Below are 18,659 nucleotides of genomic sequence, written 5' to 3'. Positions count from 1 at the left end.
GTCCCACCTGCATTTCTGCCCGACTCTCTTAATCTTCAGAATCCGTATTTCCCTTGCCCTTGTCTTTGGTCTTGCCCTTGTCATCAGGTTTGCCCTTGTCATCAGGTTTGCCCTTGTCTTCAGGTTTGCCCTTGTCTTCAGGTTCACCCTCGTACCCAGGCTCACCCTCGTACCTAGGCTCACCCTCGTACCCAGGCTCACCCTCGTCCTCATGTTTGCCCTTATCCTCAGGCTTCCCCTTGTCCCCAGGCTTATCCGGAGTGCCCTTGTCCCCAGGTTCATCCGGCGTATCTGGCTTGCCCTTGTCCCCAGGCTCACCCTCGTCCTCAGGTTTGCCCTTGTCTTCAGGTTCGCCTTCGTCAACATCCGGGGTATCTTCGGCATCGCTGTCCTGTGTTGTTATAGTTTCACCTTCCCCGATGGCTGACGGTACTTCTACTATTTCCTCCGGTGCCTTTTCGCCAAGCGATTCCACGGAGGTTATCTCACTGCTTACAATCTGGTCATCCTCAACCTGTATATTAAGGTGTATGAGCCACCCGCCTTCCTCTTTACCCCCCCAATTACCAATGTAATTGAAGACCGTCTTTCCCTCAGATGCACCCTGAATATTGAAACGGGCCTGTCCCTCGGTGAGATATCGCAGGGCAATAGTATATTCTCCGGTCACCGGTTCTGTAATGGTGATGAGCTGGATGTCCTCTGAAATTGAGGAGGATTGAGAACCTAGAATCTGGTTAAATGACAGACCACTTGGTAAAATCCCCGTACTGGAGCCAGTTGGGTCAATTACCGAACCCACCGCCGGCATAGTAACGCTAATAACAATCTCGGCTGGGGGGCTGGGTACGCTGACCGGTTGAGCAGGCATTGAACCGGTTTCCACCTGGGTCTGCTGGTTGGCTGGCAGATACACCTCTTCCCCTTGAGCAAGCACACTCACCAACCCTTCTGTAGTTATTACCCTGGTAAAACCGGATTCATCGACCTCAGTCGTGAATAACGTACCTCGTACTATAGCGGTGGCCGATGGTGTATCAATCCGGTAATGCGAGCCGGGATCAGCCATCTGTACTACACGGCTCCAAGTTCTACCCAGCCACTGTTTTAACACGATTTCCGTGGGCTGTCCCTCAGTAATTTCAATTTTTTGAATTTCCACATCGCTATTAGGTTCGAGTTTGAAGGTGCTGCCCTCAAAGAAGGTGAGCAGAGCAAAGGAGTCAGGTGCCGTCTTTACCCGCGCACCTGCCGCCAGGGTCATACCGTCAGCGCCTGACTGGCTGTGTCCTGACCCCGGTTCTTGAACCTCAGCGCTGCCGGATAGTATGCTCAGAGTACACTGGGAAGCAAGTGCGGGTGTTGGTGACAAAGCGTTCAGCGCACTGAAAATACCTGCGGTAAGTAAGAGGAGTAAAGTCAGTGTCACTGGAATGGCGACCTTCTTCGCTCCAATAAAAGCCTGCCATATTCGCTGCCAAGAAAGAGCCAGTTCGCTGGGTAAAGTTGTTCTCGGTCGTGACTTTGCTGTTTTTCCCTTAAAAGACTCATGACGAATTCTCGCCATCAAACGCGCCTTTGCTGCTTTCCTGAATTCATCTGACGGCAACACCGTGGGAAGAGCCGAGACTGCCTGCGCTGTCTTTAGCAATGGCTCCAGCTGCTCCCGAAGCTGCGGGTATTGTGACAGACAGGATTCTATGTTCTCCCCTCTATGTATCTGCTCAATACATTCGTCTAATATTCCGAACAGCTTACCATTCATTTTTCGCGCCCGTTGCTCAATTTCTCGCGCAGCTTAGCCAAAGCTCGCGTCTGCAGTACCCGTATCGCTCCCTGGCTTTTTCCAATAATCCGTTCGATTTCGCGGTTATCCAAGTCTTCAATAAATTTCAGGATAATAACCTGCCTTTGGTTTGGCGGCAAGTCGGCTACGCCATCCAGTATTTCTTGATGGTCTAACTCCGTTTCTATTTTCGCTGTGGGGTGATGTAACTCAGCTACGGTTTCCATATCAATTGTCTGCGCTTTGCGCTGGCTGCGGAAGATATCGATTACACGGTTGTGGGCGATGCGGTACAGCCATGAGGAGAAGGTCTGCTCTTTCCCTTTGCAGGAGTTTATCGCCTTCCACGCCTTGAGAAACACTTCCTCCGTGATATCCTCAGCGGTCATTTTATCTTTGACCTGATAGAATACGTATCGGTAAATCCGGTCAAGATAAATGCCGTAAAGGTCACCAAAGGCTGCGAAATCACCTCCTATCGCTCTTTTCACCAACCTGATAGCTTTGTCTTGCTCGGGTGGAAGCGGCTTACCGGTTGCGTGAGCCTTTTCCCCAACACTATTATTACGTTTATTCTTCATGCTTTGTTACACTTTTTCCATGATTTATTCCTGGTTCGATTCGCTCACTCCTCGGATTTGTTGCTATCTATATCTAGCACCTCATATGCCTGAATTGGTTCGCGTTTTCCTCTCACGACAAGCGGTTTCAATGGCTTTGCCAATATCTGGCCTTCAACCTCAGCAAATGTACCGTTGCCTATCCATACCTTGCCTCCAGGCGCGCTACTGGCCAGCCTGGCCGCGGTGTTCACCGTGTCGCCAACAACCGAGTATTCTAAGCGGTCCTCAGACCCCATAATGCCGGCCACTGCCGTGCCCGTATTGATGCCAATGCCAAATTCCATCTTGGCAATAGTTTTTTCCTTCTCCTTCAACCCACTAATCGCAGATTGGGCGTTTACTGCTGCCTTGACGGCGAGCAACGCGTGTCCCTCACACTCTACCGGTGCGTTCCAAATGGCCATGACGCTATCGCCACCAAATTTATTGATAATGCCCCCGCAGTTGAGAACGGCTTCTATCACGGCGGACAGATACACATTCAATATCGTAACTAACTCCTCCGGTGGGATATTCTCGGCAATGCTGGTGAAACCACGAACATCGGCAAAAGCGACGGTCACCTCATATTCCTTGCCACCTAACTCCAGTTCACCTTCTCTCATAGTGGTCAGTATCTTATCTACCACTTGGGGGGATATGTAACGACCGAAAGTTTCCGTTAATTCCCGTTTTTCAGAACGTTCGTAGATGATGTTATAAAGATTTAGCCCTACAAATGTGCCAGCAATGGCCAGCGGTGGATACAGCATGTTGAGCACGATGCCATTGTCAAAAAAGAAGAAGGCGATTAGAAAATAGGCTACGCATAGGAACAACATTGATAAGCTCGCTGTAATTACCCGCAGGTGCAACACCGCCAGTCCACAAAGAAGCGCTAATATTATTATTAAGGTAACCGTAATTGCTGGCGAAACGGGCCTGAGAAAATTGCCAGCCAGAATGGTGTGAATGGCATGGGCATGTATGGTAACGCCATTCATTTCTATCCCCATCGGTGTCCAGAAATTGTCCCCAAGACCGCTGGCGGTGGCGCCAATGATGACAATTTTATCCTGAAAACAGGCGAGGTCAATCTCCTCATTCAGTACATCCACAAACGAAACGCTGTGAAAGTTCACTATACCGCCATCACTCTGTGGACTGGCCAAGTAGTTAATAAGCATTTCGTCATCATCAGTGACCGGGATAAACCGACCAGCCAGAGGTAACCTGTTGTCCTTAATAGGTGATTCCATCACCTCAGGACGCCGCAGATATTTGGCCACCGCTGCCAGTGCCAATGCTGGCTCATAATCACTACCGTCATGGATCGCAATGGGAAATTTTCTTACCACCCCATCAGCATCAGGCACCACATTAGCGTGTCCGATGGCAATAGCTCCCTGTTCAAAGATTGGCAATGGTCTGACAAAACTGCCCGACTGTTGTATCTGGCGCGTCGCGGTTGGAATGGTCATTGTTGGCGTGGATATGACAGGGAGAATAACATTGGTTGCGTTTCTGAGAGAAGTCGCCAGTTCATTATCACCGACTGCCGATTCTGCAAAAAGAAGGTCAAAAACGATTACTCTGGCTTGTGCTTTGACCAGCGTATCTACCAGGCGAGCATGGTAAGCCCGTGACCAAGATAACAAATGTCCCAATTGTCCCAGGCTTTTATCATCGACACTGATAATTACAACCTTGTCATCCGTTTCTGCTCCTTGATGCAGGTTTGCCGCCTGAAAGAGGAAGTCACTGCTTCGCTGCTGTAGGGTGTGAAGTAAATTGAAGGAGAAACCCATGCAAAATGCGACTCCAATGATGAGCGAAATAAATAAACCTACCGTGACATGTTTTTTTCTCAAAGCTCGAAACATATTAACTGTCTACCTGCCACACATTATGAATACAGGAAACGATATACTCTAGTCTTAGCTTTTATCGTCATCTATTTTTCTCTTGCTGTTTTTCTTTAACTGGTTTTATCTGACCAACTTCAGATTTCAGTCTTTTTATATCCTCCTTAGTAAACAGTCTCCATCCCCTGCGGTCGAAGTTGGCGACGTCTATAAAGGACCCCTGCCGAAGCCATCGGAAAAAAGTGCTTTTGCTTACGCCTGCTATACGGCAGACTTCAGCCGTTCTATAATAGGTTTTTCCGTCGATTACTATTGGCATAGCGCAACTCCTATTGATACTTTTTAAATACACTTGATTCTAATCTTTAATCTCTGGTGAATCAATCGAAAGTAGCCACTTTTGGTTATTACAATAGTACTATTCCCACTATTACCTTAGTACTAAAATAGGCGAGCAATCAGAATCGCTGCCACATCAGAAGCTTTAGCATAATCCGCTTCCACAGATAAGTTTTCTATTTTAATCTGCTATAATAACAACATGGAAAGACTAAAGGCCTTTTCGGATATATTCGATTCTTTGACAGGAAGAGCCAAGCGTCATAACCAGGCACTACGCGATGTCGTAGATTGGTCAACGAGCATACATGATCTTTTAATCAAATACAATATAGAAGAAAGTCATAACCTGGATTTAATTTTAGAACATATCAGTGAAGTCAAGTTTGACCTGACAAATATAGCGTATAAAGCCCGTGCTATAATTCCGATTTCTAAAAATATAAAAGGCACAAAGGTATCATCGCTCATTGAGGAAATCATGCGAAACCTCGAGGAGTTCAGGAGACAATTGATAAATCCTGATTTAAATCGAACACGTTTAGTTCCAATGTTAGCCAAGGTTTGCGAGTTATTTAAAAATTTGCAGGATTCAATACTGGAAACCAAGTATAAGTGAGCTGCTATAGGAAAGATTTTATCTATCCCCGCCCCACCCCGCTTCTTATCATCGTCGGAAGCTGAACAGCAATGGAAGCAACCTGGAAGCCCATTGTAGCCGGAATCCTCAACATTATTACCGGGATTATCAACCTGTTCGGGATGTTTGTTGTAATCGGACTTCTAACCGCGTTTGGCGGTGGTATTCTGTCTATAATTCGTATTGCCGACATGATGCCCATATGGTTGTCGGGGATGGTGCACGGGGTCCTGATAATTATGGCTATATTGTTGGCAGTTCTGAGCTCGTTGCCCTTAATAGGTGGAGTTTACGCAATACAGAGAAAGGCGTGGAGCTTAGCCCTTACCGGTTCAGTCGTTGCGATACTGTCGATACCACCGTTAGGTATCGTATCTACGGTCCTGGTTTCCCTGTCCAGGAATGAATTTACAATATATCACAGATTTTAAGTCCGTTCTCAAGTCAGATAGATTAAAGCTACACCACCGGCAATCATGGTAACCGCTATAAACCTCAATAACAATATGCCTTTGTTTGCCCGGCGCTCTAACAACAATTCTGAAAAGCGACTGATAATCAGTGCATAGATAAACACAAAAACGGGACGTGTGCTGGAAACAGCGGAGACCAGCGATACCGGCCCCCTTTCCATGGCCCAGTACAATAATACTACCGATATAACGGCGATTGTTTCATTAAATATAATTATGATTATCGCTGAACTTCTTTTTTTGTGACGTGCCCATTCGCTGAGAATACGCGGTCGTAGTGAGATAACCAGAAAAATAAAGGCCATAGAAAAATGCGAGAGCGCATACATTTGCCAGGGCGAGATTGCTGCCAGAGCATATTTCGCCATAACCTCTGACAGCGCCCAGAATGCGCTGGCGGCAAGTAACAGACACAGGACTCTACCGGACCAGGTTATTTTACCGCCCGAAGCGCCCCTGAATGTAGCCAGTATTACCCCAAGTACCACAATAATCATCGCTATCCACTGTGATGTATCCAGGAATTCGCCCACAATGGGCATGGCGAATAGTGCCACTAATATGGGATAAGAATTAACTATGGGAATCACCATCGATACTTCTTCTCGTTTCAGGGTATAGAACATAAGATATACCGATGTCGCACGAAGCACGCCGGAGAGTATTGCCACCACCAGTGTCGTATTATCAAGATGACTGGGAAGGGGGAACAATATTATTATCACGGTACTGACGATAAGTATAATGAAACCTAAAACGAGCAGATAGGACTGGACACTGGGCAGCCGTTTTGAGATGAGATGACTATCCACGACATGGACTATAGCCAGAATGGCCGCACTTACCAGCGATGCACTTACCCAGTTAAATGTCATAACCTAGAGTATTATCTGGGAATACCACCAGATATTTCAACCGGGACAGGGTTTGTTCTCAGGATTTAAAGAGATGAGAAAGCCTGGGTACAGTGCAAAGGTATAATAGGCCGGTGAGGTTTGAGGACAGTGCGCTGTTTGCCCAGTCCACCGGGACTTATCTGCCCTCTTACCGGGGGAGTTCTTTACCGGAAAGCAAAGCCGAAGTCAGTATTATTATGATAATTCACCGGACCGGTTATGACTGATGGCAAACGAAAGAGTCCAGATATCTCTGAAAGTCCTCAAGGACATCTTGCCTGTCACTGATGGTAGAGTTCATAGTCGACAACCGAAACAGCTTCTGACCGCCTTCACAATAAAAGACGCCGACAATTCCGTTCACCCTGTCACCACCAACAAAGTTGAAAGTATAGTATTGATAAAGCAGTTCCTGACCTGACTTGGTTGTTTCCACTAACTCGCTTGTGTCAAAGCCGGCAATGTTTTCAACACTCTCTATGCCGGCAAAAGCATCTTCCAGCATTATTTGCAAATCATCGGTAGATTCAAGCTCACCCGGTCTGGTGTGAACCCAAATCGTCTGAAACATCTCGATTTCGTCATCTTCCCGAAAGGCTTCAACCACGCCTGAGATATCGTTGGCTACATAGTCATACAGCCCTCTTTCGGTAACGGAGAACTTTGCGGGATATTTAAAAGAAAAACCGTGATTTGAAAATGTTTTGTTCTCAGGCTCCCGGCTGCAGCCAAGCGATAGCATAAGAAGTGAACCCATGAGCAGCAGTATCATTGCCAGGAACACAGCCTTTTTGAGACTCATCCTGCGCTCCTTGCGGATGATTGGTCTATCTATATTAAGTCTTTCCGCTTTTCCTCAAATTCCTCTTTGCCTATTTCACCTCGTGCGTATCTATCCTTGAGGATTTCTAACGCAGAACTCTGCTTTATGGTGTCCTGGCTTCCTGTTCCACCCACACCCCGGACCAGGTATATCACTGCCCATATTATAAGCCCAATAATCACAATCCATAAAATGGGCATCAACCATCCTATACCAAATCCACCCATCATCCAAGGTCCCATCATTCCATGTTCAAACATTTCTGTTCTACAAACCTCCCATCCTGTAATCGTTCCTACAATAAGCGGAGAAATAACAAGTATGGCCAATATTATCCCCCCGATTATCAAGCCTTTCTTCAAGTTTCTATCCATTCACATCGCCCTCCACGTAGTAATCCAGCTACATAATTAATTAATTATAAAATAGATATTTCACCAAGCATATGACTTATATCACATACCAGATAATAATGTGGGAAGGGAATCCGTTGCCTTGATTTAAACCGGTAAATAAATGGGGTATGCTCCTGATATCGGAGCAAGCGATATTTTATTAAACCACCAGCACGTCCATTTGCATGTACGTTTGCAACTACTTAAACGCTAACTGCCCTGATTGTTACAGCGAGGCAATTTCAAATAAGACACTTTGTACACCTTTAGATACAACTCTTCCCTGTGTCTTGGATAATCACAGATTTCATAACGATAAGCAGTAGCTTCTTTAGTGCACGGGTTTTCACCTGATAAATGGCTCTGCAATCTCGCTCTGATAGTATCTCCCTGCTCTGCCTTTCCGATATAAATCAACTCATTACCTCGATATAGAGCATAAACGCCCTCTCGTTCCGGGGCAGAATCAATGGAATCTTCCGCGAATCTGAAGACATCCCCCATGAGCACCATCTCCAACACCCCCTGTTTATTCGCGTACTGCTATTATAAGCCTCCTGTAATCATATACAAGCACCTTAACCTAACCTTTTAGTACTGTCACCACCGCTTCTTTAGTAATATCTGCAATTTATCGAATTCCAGTTAGATTTGTGTGAACATTTCTCCGGCGGTTACCCATGATTTTCAACCTATCCTCTACTCCATTCCAGTTCGTTACAGGTATTGACATCTCACCAGATAAAGCTATAATTTAAGTCCACAGGGTAAATTAATTTTCAGTAAGGAGCCAAATCGTGAACATCCTCAAAATAATTTTCCTGACATGGCTGGCATCTTTTCTCTGCCTTTTTACACAACCTGAGCTTTCCGCACTCGCTCAAGAAGAAAGGGCAATATATGTATACCCTTCTGAAGGAGGGATAGGAGATAAAATCAGAGTCGCCGGTGAGGGCTTTAACAAAAGCACGGCCGACTCCGATAAATTTGCGGCTGTCTTCTTTTCCAGTGAAGAAGCGACCACAGATGATGACATAGACAGCGATGTTACCAGGTACGAGCTTGTTGCGGAAGGGGTCTGGTTAAATTACGATGGCGAATTTGACACAGAATTTGTTGTGCCCGAGGAATTAAATGACGGCGCCGATGAAGAAAAGATACATGCCGGCATTTATTACATATACGTTTGCCACTATATGGGCAATGTCCTGGCACCGAGAATCAGGGCAGTCGCGGAATTCGAAGTCGGCCTCGGCGATATTGCCATTGAGCCGGATGAAGGCACGGTAGGTACTTCTGTCGAAATCATAGGAACTGACTTTTTTCCCGATGAAGATATATCCATCCACTATGATGGAATCGATTTAGGTATTGACAGTGGCGATACAGAGACCGATAGCTCGGGTAATTTTACCGCTTATCTTACTATTCCGAAAAGCACCGCTGGAATACACAGTATTACCGTTATCCAGGCGGAAAACGCAGTAATTGCAGAATTCACCGTGGAACCCGATGTCACCGTCAATCCAACGTCGGGAGCGGCAGAGACATCGGTTACAGTTCTGGGCACCGGCTTTGGCAGAAGGAAAAACGTTGCCATATATTTTGATAAAGCCGAGGTAGCCACTAAACAGACCGATAGCGTGGGAGACTTTGTAGCTACATTTTCCATACCGGATCTGGACGCGGGATTATATGAAATAGAAATCGATGACGGTGAAAATATACAAATAGCCAAATTTACAATAATTACTACTCCCAAGCCCTCGTCTCCTGAACCGCCCAAGCAACCCGCTATTATCGAGATTAACCGGTTAAGCGGTCATGTTGGGGTAGAAGTGGTTGTCAGCGGTACAGGGTTTGTTGAGAGTGGAACTTTAACCATTAAATATGACAATAAGTCGGTAACGTCAACTGCCATTAATACGAGAGGAATATTCCTGACCTCTTTCAATATCCCAATCAGCGAGCACGGCGAACATATCATAACCATAAGCGATGGCCTCAATATCAAAGAATTAGCCTTTGCAGTTGAAACGGAAGCTCCAGAAAAACCGAATCTATTGTTGGGTACCTCGCTGGTGGTAAAAGAAGGAGCTGAAATCTTTATTGATTGGGAAGATGTCACTGACGAGAGCATGCCGGTAACTTACACCTTCCAATTAGCCAACGATGTCGGTTTCTCAGCAGAGGGCATCTTTCTTGAGAAGACAGGATTGACCGATTCCGAATACCTGGTGGATTCAAGTACAACCCAGTTGTTGCACCCAAGAAGGTCATATTACTGGAGATTACGCGCGGTGGATAGCGCTTCAAATGCTGGAGAATGGACCGAGACTGGTGAAATTAAAATAGCTCCCGTATCCGAGATGCCCGACTGGCTGATGTATACATTAGCCGTAATTGGTGGCCTGCTTATACTGTTTATCTGGTATATGATACGCAGAACAGAGAAAAGAATGAGCAAAAATAGATAAAAATTCTCTGGTAGTTCAACTATTGAGCAACTCTGATCTCCCTGCCCCAGCCCGCCTGTTTATCAGTTTAATAATCACTCTAATTGTTCTATAATTCTGTCACACGATTCTACATTTCAACATTGTTTATTGATAGGAGGTTCTGAGAAATGAAAAACCCACTAAAAGAGAAATTAACGCGGGGAGAAGCCGTAATAGGTACTTTCGCGCAAATAGGTCATCCTGATATTACGGAATGGCTGGCAAAATTGGGGTTTGACTGGCTGTTACTTGACGCTGAACATTCCCCCGCAGATTTTGAATCTCTGCAACGAATGATGCAGAGCATGAATGGAACGGACTGCGTACCTATTGTCCGACCCCAATGGAATGAGCCTGTGGTGATAAAGCGTGTACTTGACCTTGGTGCTTATGGGGTTCTTATTCCCTGGGTCAATTCGAAGGAAGAGGCCGAGAATGCCGTAAAATTCTGCAAATACCCGCCGGAAGGTATCCGGGGGTGGGGGCCAAGGCGTGCCGGCATGTTCGACGATGACTATTTCAAGACGGCCAACGATGAACTTCTCATTGCGGTTCAGATAGAAACCGTTGCCGCATTAAAGAACCTGGACGACATCTTCTCGGTAGCCGGCATAGACGCCTGTTATATCGGCCCATGGGACCTTTCCGTATCAATGGGATTCGGTGTTCCTCCGAAATGGGATGAGCCGGAGTATTCAGCAGCTTTTGATAAGGTCCTGGATGCCGCCAAACGATACGGCAAAGCGGCCGGTATGTTCGCCACAATAGACAACGTTGAATGGGCACTGGATAAAGGTTTCAAATTTGTATCTGTGGATGATGATGATACCTTTCTTATGCTGGGAGCGCAGATGGCTTTGGATAAGACACGCCGCCGATAATTGATGTTACGCGTAACTTTCACAACATTTAGAAAGGCTTGAAACGAAAATTGGTGGTTAAATTCTATCACATCAAATATCAAACCCAAAAACGGCTTATTATAATTTTCCCCTCTATTACCTACGGGAAAATGTTCAAGCATGGTTTATTACGCACACAAACAGGATAAATAGAGCCGTTTTTGTGCGTTAGCCTTGACACAGCTTAGGGATAATGCTATATTGTTCCTTTATACATAATTACATTTAATAAAATGGAGGTGACGCCTTTAGAGATAAAATATTTCAAGACGACCATGTTTAATCCAGAAAACTCTCAAATAGAGGAGGTGAAAATATGCATAGACTAAAAGTGATTTTGCCAATGGTTATATCAATAGCAATCATCAGCGCACTAATAGTGGGCGGATGTGCCCCCGAAGCTGCGCAAATTACACCGCTGAAAATAGGTCAGCTTAACAGCTTCACCGGTGACCTCTCCGATTTTGGCGCAGCACACCGCAACGCAGGGCAGTTAGCAGCGGACCACATTAACCTGGCAGGTGGTATACAGGGTGCTCCTATTACCCTTGTCGCCAGAGACACCGCTACCAATCCGGTGCAGGGAGTCGATTCGGCGAGAGCGCTGGTTGATATAGATAGGGTTGCGGCTGTTGTCGGCGCCCTTTCCAGCGGAGTGAGCATAGCCGTTGCGGAATCGGTAACCGGCCCAAGTCAAATATTGCAGATTTCGGCCGCATCCACTTCACCAGCCATTACGGTACTGGCGGACGGCGACTTTCTCTTCCGCACCACCGTTTCCGATGCAATCCAGGGTGTCATCATGGGACGCCTCGCCAAAGAGCTGGGCTATGGCACAGCCTCTGCGCTGTACGTCAATAATGCCTACGGCCAGGGGCTCGCTGAAGCATTCAAGGCAGCATTTGAGGCAGCGGGTGGAAAGATTCTTGAACTGGTACCACATGAGATGGTACAACCCACTTACGCATCGGAACTGAGTAAAGCAACAGATGGTAATCCCGATGTTTTGGCAGCCATCAGCTATCCGGAAAGCGCCCAGATCTACCTGCGCGAAGCGCTTGAAGGTGGCTATATAGACACTTTCATATTATGCGATGGCACCAAATCCCCCGATATGAACGAAGCCGTGGGCGTGGACAAACTGGAAGGTACGCATGGTACTGCCCCTGGCTCAGCCATGACCGACTCCCGCCGAGTTTTCGAAGCCAACTTTGAATCAGCCTTCGCTGTTGTGCCGCCACTACCCTATATGGACACAACCTACGATGCCGTGGTGCTGATTGCGCTGGCCGCTGAAAAAGCCGGTACCACCACCAACAGTGCGGCAATCCGTGACGCCCTTCGCGATGTGGCGAACCCGCCAGGTGAAATCGTGGGACCTGGTGTTGACGGAATCGCGAGAGCACTGCAACTTATCAGAGACGGCAAGGACATCAACTACGAGGGCGCAGGTGGCTCGCAAGACTTTGACGATAACGGAGACGTAATCTCCACTATCGATATATGGAAGATCACAGGCGGGAAAATCGTTTCCACCGGAAGATACGAACTCCCATAATTTCGCATAGGCAGCCCTAATCAGTCCAGGGGGTGTTTTTCCCGGCTATATTTCCGGGGAGGCATCCCCTGGCTGCGTTTCCGAGAGTCGCGATACTACGCGCTCCTCACCCAGTATGCCTCCCGGTCTTAATAGAATAACGACCAGGATTAACAGGCCAATCATAACATAGCGGAAGTTGGGGTCTGATAGGAAACCTGGTAAAAACTGCGTTCCTGTCCAGATGCCCCAGACGACGAAAGCTCCAAGTATGGCCCCCTTGTTATTGCCGCTGCCTCCTACCATGAGCATCGCCCATATGATGAAAGTAGCCAGCAGCGGGTCAAAGGTAACGGGGTCTACAAACCTCACGTTATGGGCATACAAAGCGCCGCCAATGCCCATTATGGCAGCACCGAAGATAAACGACTGCAGTTTGAAATTAAAGACATTCTTTCCGCTTGCTTCGGTGGTCAATTCATCCTCTCTTATCGCCTTCAGTACCCTGCCCCACGGTGATTTAATAGTCCTGTTGACCGCGATATACAGAACAATCAGTATGGCTACGACCACCCCCAGATACAGGTAATCGTAATATTGAGGAGAAACCAGCTCACCCAGAAATTTGGGGATACGATATAATCCTTTAGAGCCATTGGCAAGCCACTTTTCATTTAAGAAGATAATCCGGACGCTCTCAGCAATGCCGAGGGTAGCTATGGCCAGATAATCTTCCCTGAGCCGCAGAGTAAGAAATCCAATGAACAGAGCCACAATACCGCATATTAAAGCTGCGCCCATTAAGGCTACGAAAAACCAGAGGTCTATTCCGAGGTTCCAGAAACCCAGGCGCGCGGGCAAATCGCCCCCGAAAATGTAATCTTCAAACATCAGCGGGTCCGGTGAGGCTGTTGTGAGCAATGCGGAGGTATAGGCCCCGAGGGCAAAGAAACCGGCAATACCGATGTTGAATAAGCCGGTATATCCCCAGTGCACATTGAGGCCCAGGCTGAAAATAGCATAGATTACCGCCATTATGGCGAACCCGGTGATGTAGCCTATTATGCCTGATAAATCCATCAGTCTCTCACCCCAAAAATTCCCTTGGGACGTATCAGGAGAGTGGCTATCATGATGATAAACACTATTACGACCTTGTAAGCGGGACTAAGCCATTGCGTTGAGACTTCGGCGGCAACCCCGATGATTAGAGCGCCGACAAGCGCCCCGTAAAGATTGCCAATACCCCCCAGGATAACGGACGCAAATAGCAGAATAAGAATGCGCCACCCCATAATGGGAAGTAGCTGTGCCTGAAATATAGCCAGGAGGACGCCCGCAGTAGCCGCCAGCCCGGCACTCAATGCCCATGTCCACTTGATAATGTTCTCGGTATTTATGCCGCTTACCCTGGCAAGGTCCATGTTATCTGACGTAGCTCTCATCGCTTTCCCGATTTTAGTACGTGTCAGGAATAAGTAGAGAACAACTACCAAAACGATGGCCAGTACGCCGATAAAGATATTATCCGGCGGGATGCGAATTCCCATGGGCAGTTGATAGAAGTCCTTTGACAGGCGAGGGTACTGGTAAGTATCTCCACCCCAAATCACCTGCACTATGCCTCGCAGGCCGATGGCCAGGCCCAGGGACGTCATGGCCAGGACCACCATGCCAACTCCCCGGCGCCTGAGACGGCGGTATATCGTGACGTCCAGACCAACTGCGATAGCCGCCATGGCCAGAATGGTGAGGGGTAGAGCGATGAAAACGGGGTAGCCGAAAGTGAATGGCCCCAGTCCGGCACCTTCCAGCCCCAGGCGGGGCAGAAGTGTCCCCAGCAGGAATAGTGCAATATAAGCCCCCAGCGTCATGAAGTCTCCCTGTGCCAGATGGGCGAAATTGAGAATCCCGTATATGAGTGACAGACCAATTGCGCCAAGGGCGATTATCGCGCCGAGAAACAACCCGTTGACCATCAATTCCATCTTTACTATGGAAAAGAGACCGAGGACGAGCAGGATAAGAAAGCCCGCTATTACGGAGTAACCAGCGCTCCACTTCGGTATTAATCGCTGTGTCTGTGGACTTGAAGTCGTCATACGTCTAGCCCCCGAGATAAAGACGTGTAACATCGGGATTACTGAGAAGGTTTTCGCCCCGGTCCTCAAGCTGGTTCTGCCCCGATGCCAGAACGTATCCCCAGCTTGATAGCTGCAGCGCCTCTCTAGCGTTCTGTTCCACGAGCAGGATAGCCACACCGGCACGATTGATGCCCAGTATCTTTTCAAATACAGAGCCGACCAAGTTCGGGGCAAGCCCGGCAGACGGCTCATCCAGCAGCAGTAAAGCAGGGTCCAGCATGAGCGCTCTGGCCAGGGCCAGCATCTGCCTCTGGCCTCCGGATAGAGTTCCTGCCCTGTCTTTTCGCCTCCCTGCCAGGTCAGGGAAGAGCAGGTATATCTCTTCCAGACGCGGGCGGAAGTCATCGGTTCGAACGAAAGCACCAATCTCCAGATTTTCGTTGATTGAAAGAGACGGGAAGATATTGCTGGACTGGGGAACATAGCAGAGGCCTCTGCGCACGACCGTTTCCGGTGCGTGTCCGGTAATGTCTTTCCCCTGAAAGAGGACCTGTCCCTCCTTGGGTTTTACCAGACCGAAGATAGCCTTTAGCAGCGTCGATTTTCCGGAACCGTTCGGGCCGATAATGGTAACAATATGGCCCTCTTCAATCGCAATGGATACGCCGTGAAGTATCTCCGTTTCGCCGTATCCAGCTACGATATTAGATACCGTCAGCAGGCTCATTACCGGAACCTCCCAGATAGGCTTCTATTACGCGCTGGTCCCTCTGTACTTCATGAGGCTGGCCTTCCATGATGTTTTCCCCGTTGCACATCACAATAATTGGGTCACAGAGGCTCATCACCAGGTCCATATCATGCTCTATGAGCAAAAATGTCAGCCCTCGTTCATAACACGACCGACGGATATCATCGGCCAACTGCTTCATCAGGGTAGGGTTCACTCCAGCCCCGGGCTCATCCAGCAACACCAACTGAGGTTCAGCCATCAGGGTTCGCGCCAGTTCGAGGAGCTTTTTCTGACCGGAAGACAGGTTTCCAGCATACTCATTTTTCAGGTGTACAAGATTGACAAATCGCAGGACTTCCATGGCCCGTTCCTCGATACTTTTTTCCTGACGTTTAACGCGCCAAGGCAGCAACCAGGAACTCCACAATTGCTCCCCCAGCTGGTCAGCAGGTACCAGCATTAGATTTTCCAGCACCGTCATGCGCTTCAGTTCCCGGGGAATCTGGAAGGTCCTGACAATGCCCTGGCGAAATATTTCGTGAGGAGGAAGACCATCGATACGCCTATCACCGGATAAGATCTGGCCGCTGTTGCACTTCAGAAAACCGGTGATTAAATTAAAAAGGGTCGTTTTCCCCGCTCCGTTGGGACCTATGAGGCCGGTGATAGTTCCCTTCTGCACCTTGAAGGAGCAGCGGTTAACGGCACGGATTCCACCGAAAGCTTTTACCACGTCTCTTATTTCGAGAATCGGCTTTTCCGAATTATTCATGATACTGTTGTTTCCCACTCATTCCGGTGATTGTATTCTATTATGGCACAAGCTACATTTTACCACAAAGCTATAATTCCGATTCAGTAATGGCTCCCAATGCGGAAGGGAAAAATATAAGGGGAGCATTTCTGCTCCCCTCGCTGATTCCGCTAAAGGTTGGGGTTAAAAGAGGGCGACTCGCTAATACAAATTTACTTCGAAGGCTCGCTTGTTATCACCAGTTTATTGCCTTCCGGAGTCTCATCAACGTCTATTGTGATTCCTTCAAGACTCGCCGTTAAATTTTGCTCAATAATCAATAGCTTGGAGCCTTCGTGCTCTAAAACCTGATCCTCAGCAGTCTCCACATCAATTGTCAGACCAAGTGTACCAGATTGGTCCGTAGTCAAACGCAGTCCTGCCTGAGCATTATCGGTGTGCTCATCCAAAATCCTTTTGAGCTCAGCCAAATCTGCTTTCGTTACGCCTACCATTGTCACCCCTCATTCTGCACAGGAGTTACTTCAGGTCAATACCTTCTAAATCTTCCTCCGCCTCCGCCTCCGCCTCCGCCTCCGCCAAAGCCACCTCCCCTTCTGCCTCCGTACGAGCCACCACCGCCCCTATCCTCAGTACGAGGGCGAGCCGCGCTAACATTAAGTGTCCGTTCTTTTAGTGTTTTTCCGTTGAGCCCATTAATTGCGGCCTGGCCTTCCGATACTGTAGGCATTTCAATAAACGCGAATCCTCTGGGTCTGCCGCTATATCTGTCGGTTGGAATGGCTACAGACTCCACTTCTCCAAAAGCAGCGAATTCCCCCCGCAGCTCCTCTTCGGTCACGTCAAAGGATAAATTGCCTACATAGATTTTCATAGTCTACCCCCTTCTTTTACTGATTTTTATTGCCTGCTCCACCTAATAACTCTGACGATGCCTTCTTCTGGCGCTATTTTTAGCCTTAATACGGATAGCGTCACGCTTGGATACAAAATGACGATGAGCCTTCGCTTCTCGCAGGACACCACTCATCTGGATCATTCTCTGAAAGCGACGTAATAATGCTTCCTGTGATTCACCTTCACGTATTGATACTTTCAATGATAGAGCTCCTGCTTTCTAGTATCACATCCGGGTCAGTTTCCCAACCCGGACGTGACTCGATGTTAAACCTTTCTTACCCGCTTTGTCTGACTTTCCGGTAGCAATCACTGCAATAAACCGGCTTATCCCCTCGCGGTTCAAAGGGAACTTCAGTGTCTTTACCGCACTCGGCACATACCGCAGGGAACATCTGGCGCCGCTGGTCATAACCGGACCCGCCACTTCCATAGCGCTCTTGTTTCCTGGCCTGGCGGCACGAAGGGCAGCGCTTGGGCTCATTAGTATAGCCCCTGGATTGGAAGAACTCCTGTTCTTCAGCGCTGAAGGTGAACGTGGTGCCACAATCGGAACACTGGAGAGACTTTTCTTGAAAAGCCATTGGATGACCTCCTCTCTTTATACTTTTAGTTAGAGTTCCGGTCATCCATCACTAAAGTGGTTGAATGTGCTTTAAAATGCTGTAATAACCTAAACTTAAACTAAACAATAGATTTTACACTGAAGGGGGTCTTTTTGTCAAATGAGTTCAAGCCCCCACCGCATAAGACAGCACCATCAACAGTGTGATACTTCCTTCGCAGTAGAAATCTGACGTATTGTTGAGCCGTTTCGTAATAATAGTTTAATGCCATTCTTATTGACTTATGAAGAATTAAGTGTATAATTCGATGTCAAGCGTATGGAATGACAACATAAGAAATGGGAGGTACATACTGTGTTTGCACGAATAGTAACATTCCAATGGAAGAGCAATATGATAGATGAAGCAGTCAGGATTTACAAAGAGAATGTCACACCAGCTCGCCAAGCCAAGAAGGGTTCGCGTACAGGCTATTTCCTGACTGACCGGAAAACAGGTAAAGGCATTGCCATTACCTTGTGGGATAATGAAGAGGATATAATTGCCACCGAAGAGAGCGGTTTCTTTCAAGAGCAATTGGCCAAATTCAACGATTGCCTGACAGCGTCACCTGTTCGGGAAATATATGAAGTTAGTGCCCAGGGTTAGGAACTGTCTGCGACAGGTGCACGATATGATTTACGGTAAACTGGTTGGATATGGGCGTTAATCTTGATTTAGACACTGGAAAGGAGCGGAGACTTGCAAGTTGAGCAAATCTTGGCGGATTTGGTACGAATACAATCGGTGAATCCCCCGGGTGGAGAGACCGAGGTAGCCATGTACCTCAAGCGCCTTTTTGACCAGTATGGTATATCCAATGAAGTTAT

21 protein-coding genes are annotated in these 18,659 nt (G+C 47.6%); 6 read left to right on the top strand and 15 right to left on the bottom strand.

The window, feature by feature from the left end:
- Positions 1 to 28: 28 nt before the first annotated feature.
- The 4 genes from KKD83_00285 to KKD83_00270 form a co-directional block, all read right to left on the bottom strand.
- Positions 29 to 1,765 carry a FecR domain-containing protein gene (locus KKD83_00285; GenBank protein ID MBU2534591.1) on the bottom strand — a complete coding sequence of 579 codons (1,737 nt, stop codon included), beginning with the start codon at positions 1,763 to 1,765 and terminating at the stop codon, positions 29 to 31.
- A complete protein-coding gene (locus KKD83_00280; protein ID MBU2534590.1) occupies positions 1,762 to 2,367 on the bottom strand; it encodes an RNA polymerase sigma factor in 606 nt (201 codons plus the stop codon). Before KKD83_00280 ends, KKD83_00285 begins: the two co-directional genes overlap by 4 nt.
- Before the next feature lie 44 nt (positions 2,368 to 2,411).
- Positions 2,412 to 4,196, bottom strand: a complete 1,785-nt coding sequence (locus KKD83_00275; GenBank protein ID MBU2534589.1) for an adenylate/guanylate cyclase domain-containing protein — start codon at positions 4,194 to 4,196, stop codon at positions 2,412 to 2,414.
- Between the two features lie 142 nt (positions 4,197 to 4,338).
- A complete protein-coding gene (locus KKD83_00270) occupies positions 4,339 to 4,572 on the bottom strand; it encodes a helix-turn-helix domain-containing protein (GenBank protein MBU2534588.1) in 234 nt (77 codons plus the stop codon).
- A 222-nt stretch (positions 4,573 to 4,794) separates the two neighbouring features.
- Between KKD83_00270 and KKD83_00265 the strand changes: the two genes are divergently transcribed.
- Together KKD83_00265 and KKD83_00260 are read left to right on the top strand one after the other, a co-directional pair.
- The gene (locus KKD83_00265) at positions 4,795 to 5,211 is read left to right on the top strand and encodes a hypothetical protein (GenBank protein MBU2534587.1); all 417 of its coding nucleotides are present in this window, start codon (positions 4,795 to 4,797) and stop codon (positions 5,209 to 5,211) included.
- A 71-nt stretch (positions 5,212 to 5,282) separates the two neighbouring features.
- Complete coding sequence (locus KKD83_00260) at positions 5,283 to 5,663, top strand: hypothetical protein (GenBank protein MBU2534586.1); 381 nt, start codon at positions 5,283 to 5,285, stop codon at positions 5,661 to 5,663.
- A gap of 8 nt (positions 5,664 to 5,671) precedes the next feature.
- On the opposite strand, the gene KKD83_00255 is transcribed toward KKD83_00260, so the two are convergent.
- The 3 genes from KKD83_00255 to KKD83_00245 form a co-directional block, all read right to left on the bottom strand.
- On the bottom strand, positions 5,672 to 6,580 hold the full coding sequence (locus KKD83_00255; protein MBU2534585.1) for a DMT family transporter: 909 nt from the start codon (positions 6,578 to 6,580) through the stop codon (positions 5,672 to 5,674).
- Positions 6,581 to 6,818: 238 nt separating this feature from the next.
- Positions 6,819 to 7,403, bottom strand: coding sequence for a hypothetical protein (locus KKD83_00250; protein ID MBU2534584.1), 585 nt, complete (start codon positions 7,401 to 7,403; stop codon positions 6,819 to 6,821).
- Positions 7,404 to 7,432: 29 nt separating this feature from the next.
- A complete protein-coding gene (locus KKD83_00245) occupies positions 7,433 to 7,654 on the bottom strand; it encodes an SHOCT domain-containing protein (protein MBU2534583.1) in 222 nt (73 codons plus the stop codon).
- Positions 7,655 to 8,616: 962 nt separating this feature from the next.
- Here KKD83_00245 and KKD83_00240 point away from each other — a divergent pair.
- The 3 genes from KKD83_00240 to KKD83_00230 all read left to right on the top strand — a co-directional run bounded on the left by KKD83_00240 (position 8,617) and on the right by KKD83_00230 (position 12,777).
- Positions 8,617 to 10,296 (top strand): hypothetical protein, encoded by a 1,680-nt coding sequence (locus tag KKD83_00240; protein ID MBU2534582.1) that lies wholly within the window; start codon positions 8,617 to 8,619, stop codon positions 10,294 to 10,296.
- A gap of 149 nt (positions 10,297 to 10,445) precedes the next feature.
- Entirely contained in the window at positions 10,446 to 11,198 is a 753-nt protein-coding gene (locus tag KKD83_00235) for a hypothetical protein (GenBank protein MBU2534581.1), read from the top strand.
- A gap of 337 nt (positions 11,199 to 11,535) precedes the next feature.
- Positions 11,536 to 12,777, top strand: a complete 1,242-nt coding sequence (locus KKD83_00230) for an ABC transporter substrate-binding protein (protein ID MBU2534580.1) — start codon at positions 11,536 to 11,538, stop codon at positions 12,775 to 12,777.
- 45 nt (positions 12,778 to 12,822) lie between these two features.
- Here the strand turns inward: KKD83_00230 and KKD83_00225 are convergent, their stop codons facing one another.
- The 8 genes from KKD83_00225 to KKD83_00190 all read right to left on the bottom strand — a co-directional run bounded on the left by KKD83_00225 (position 12,823) and on the right by KKD83_00190 (position 17,808).
- Positions 12,823 to 13,836: a branched-chain amino acid ABC transporter permease gene (locus KKD83_00225; protein ID MBU2534579.1), complete on the bottom strand. Its 1,014-nt coding sequence runs from the start codon at positions 13,834 to 13,836 to the stop codon at positions 12,823 to 12,825.
- Positions 13,836 to 14,744, bottom strand: coding sequence for a branched-chain amino acid ABC transporter permease (locus KKD83_00220; protein MBU2534578.1), 909 nt, complete (start codon positions 14,742 to 14,744; stop codon positions 13,836 to 13,838). The genes KKD83_00225 and KKD83_00220 overlap by 1 nt, the downstream gene beginning before the upstream one ends.
- Before the next feature lie 118 nt (positions 14,745 to 14,862).
- Positions 14,863 to 15,567, bottom strand: coding sequence for an ABC transporter ATP-binding protein (locus KKD83_00215; protein ID MBU2534577.1), 705 nt, complete (start codon positions 15,565 to 15,567; stop codon positions 14,863 to 14,865).
- Complete coding sequence (locus KKD83_00210) at positions 15,545 to 16,324, bottom strand: ABC transporter ATP-binding protein (GenBank protein MBU2534576.1); 780 nt, start codon at positions 16,322 to 16,324, stop codon at positions 15,545 to 15,547. The genes KKD83_00215 and KKD83_00210 overlap by 23 nt, the downstream gene beginning before the upstream one ends.
- 215 nt (positions 16,325 to 16,539) lie before the next feature.
- Entirely contained in the window at positions 16,540 to 16,821 is a 282-nt protein-coding gene (locus KKD83_00205) for a hypothetical protein (protein MBU2534575.1), read from the bottom strand.
- A 35-nt stretch (positions 16,822 to 16,856) separates the two neighbouring features.
- The gene (locus KKD83_00200; protein MBU2534574.1) at positions 16,857 to 17,201 is read right to left on the bottom strand and encodes an RNA-binding protein; all 345 of its coding nucleotides are present in this window, start codon (positions 17,199 to 17,201) and stop codon (positions 16,857 to 16,859) included.
- Between the two features lie 42 nt (positions 17,202 to 17,243).
- Entirely contained in the window at positions 17,244 to 17,426 is a 183-nt protein-coding gene (gene rpsU, locus KKD83_00195) for a 30S ribosomal protein S21 (protein ID MBU2534573.1), read from the bottom strand.
- Between the two features lie 76 nt (positions 17,427 to 17,502).
- Entirely contained in the window at positions 17,503 to 17,808 is a 306-nt protein-coding gene (locus KKD83_00190) for a zinc-ribbon domain containing protein (GenBank protein MBU2534572.1), read from the bottom strand.
- A 375-nt stretch (positions 17,809 to 18,183) separates the two neighbouring features.
- On the opposite strand from KKD83_00190, the gene KKD83_00185 reads away from it, so the two are divergent.
- On the top strand, positions 18,184 to 18,438 hold the full coding sequence (locus tag KKD83_00185; protein MBU2534571.1) for a hypothetical protein: 255 nt from the start codon (positions 18,184 to 18,186) through the stop codon (positions 18,436 to 18,438).
- Positions 18,439 to 18,659: the final 221 nt, after the last annotated feature.

Source organism: Chloroflexota bacterium, from assembly GCA_018829775.1.
Classification (GTDB): Bacteria; Chloroflexota; Dehalococcoidia; order Dehalococcoidales; family RBG-16-60-22; genus E44-bin89.
The sequence above is the reverse complement of the archived record's forward strand: the minus strand, read 5'-3'. Positions and strand labels throughout refer to the sequence as shown.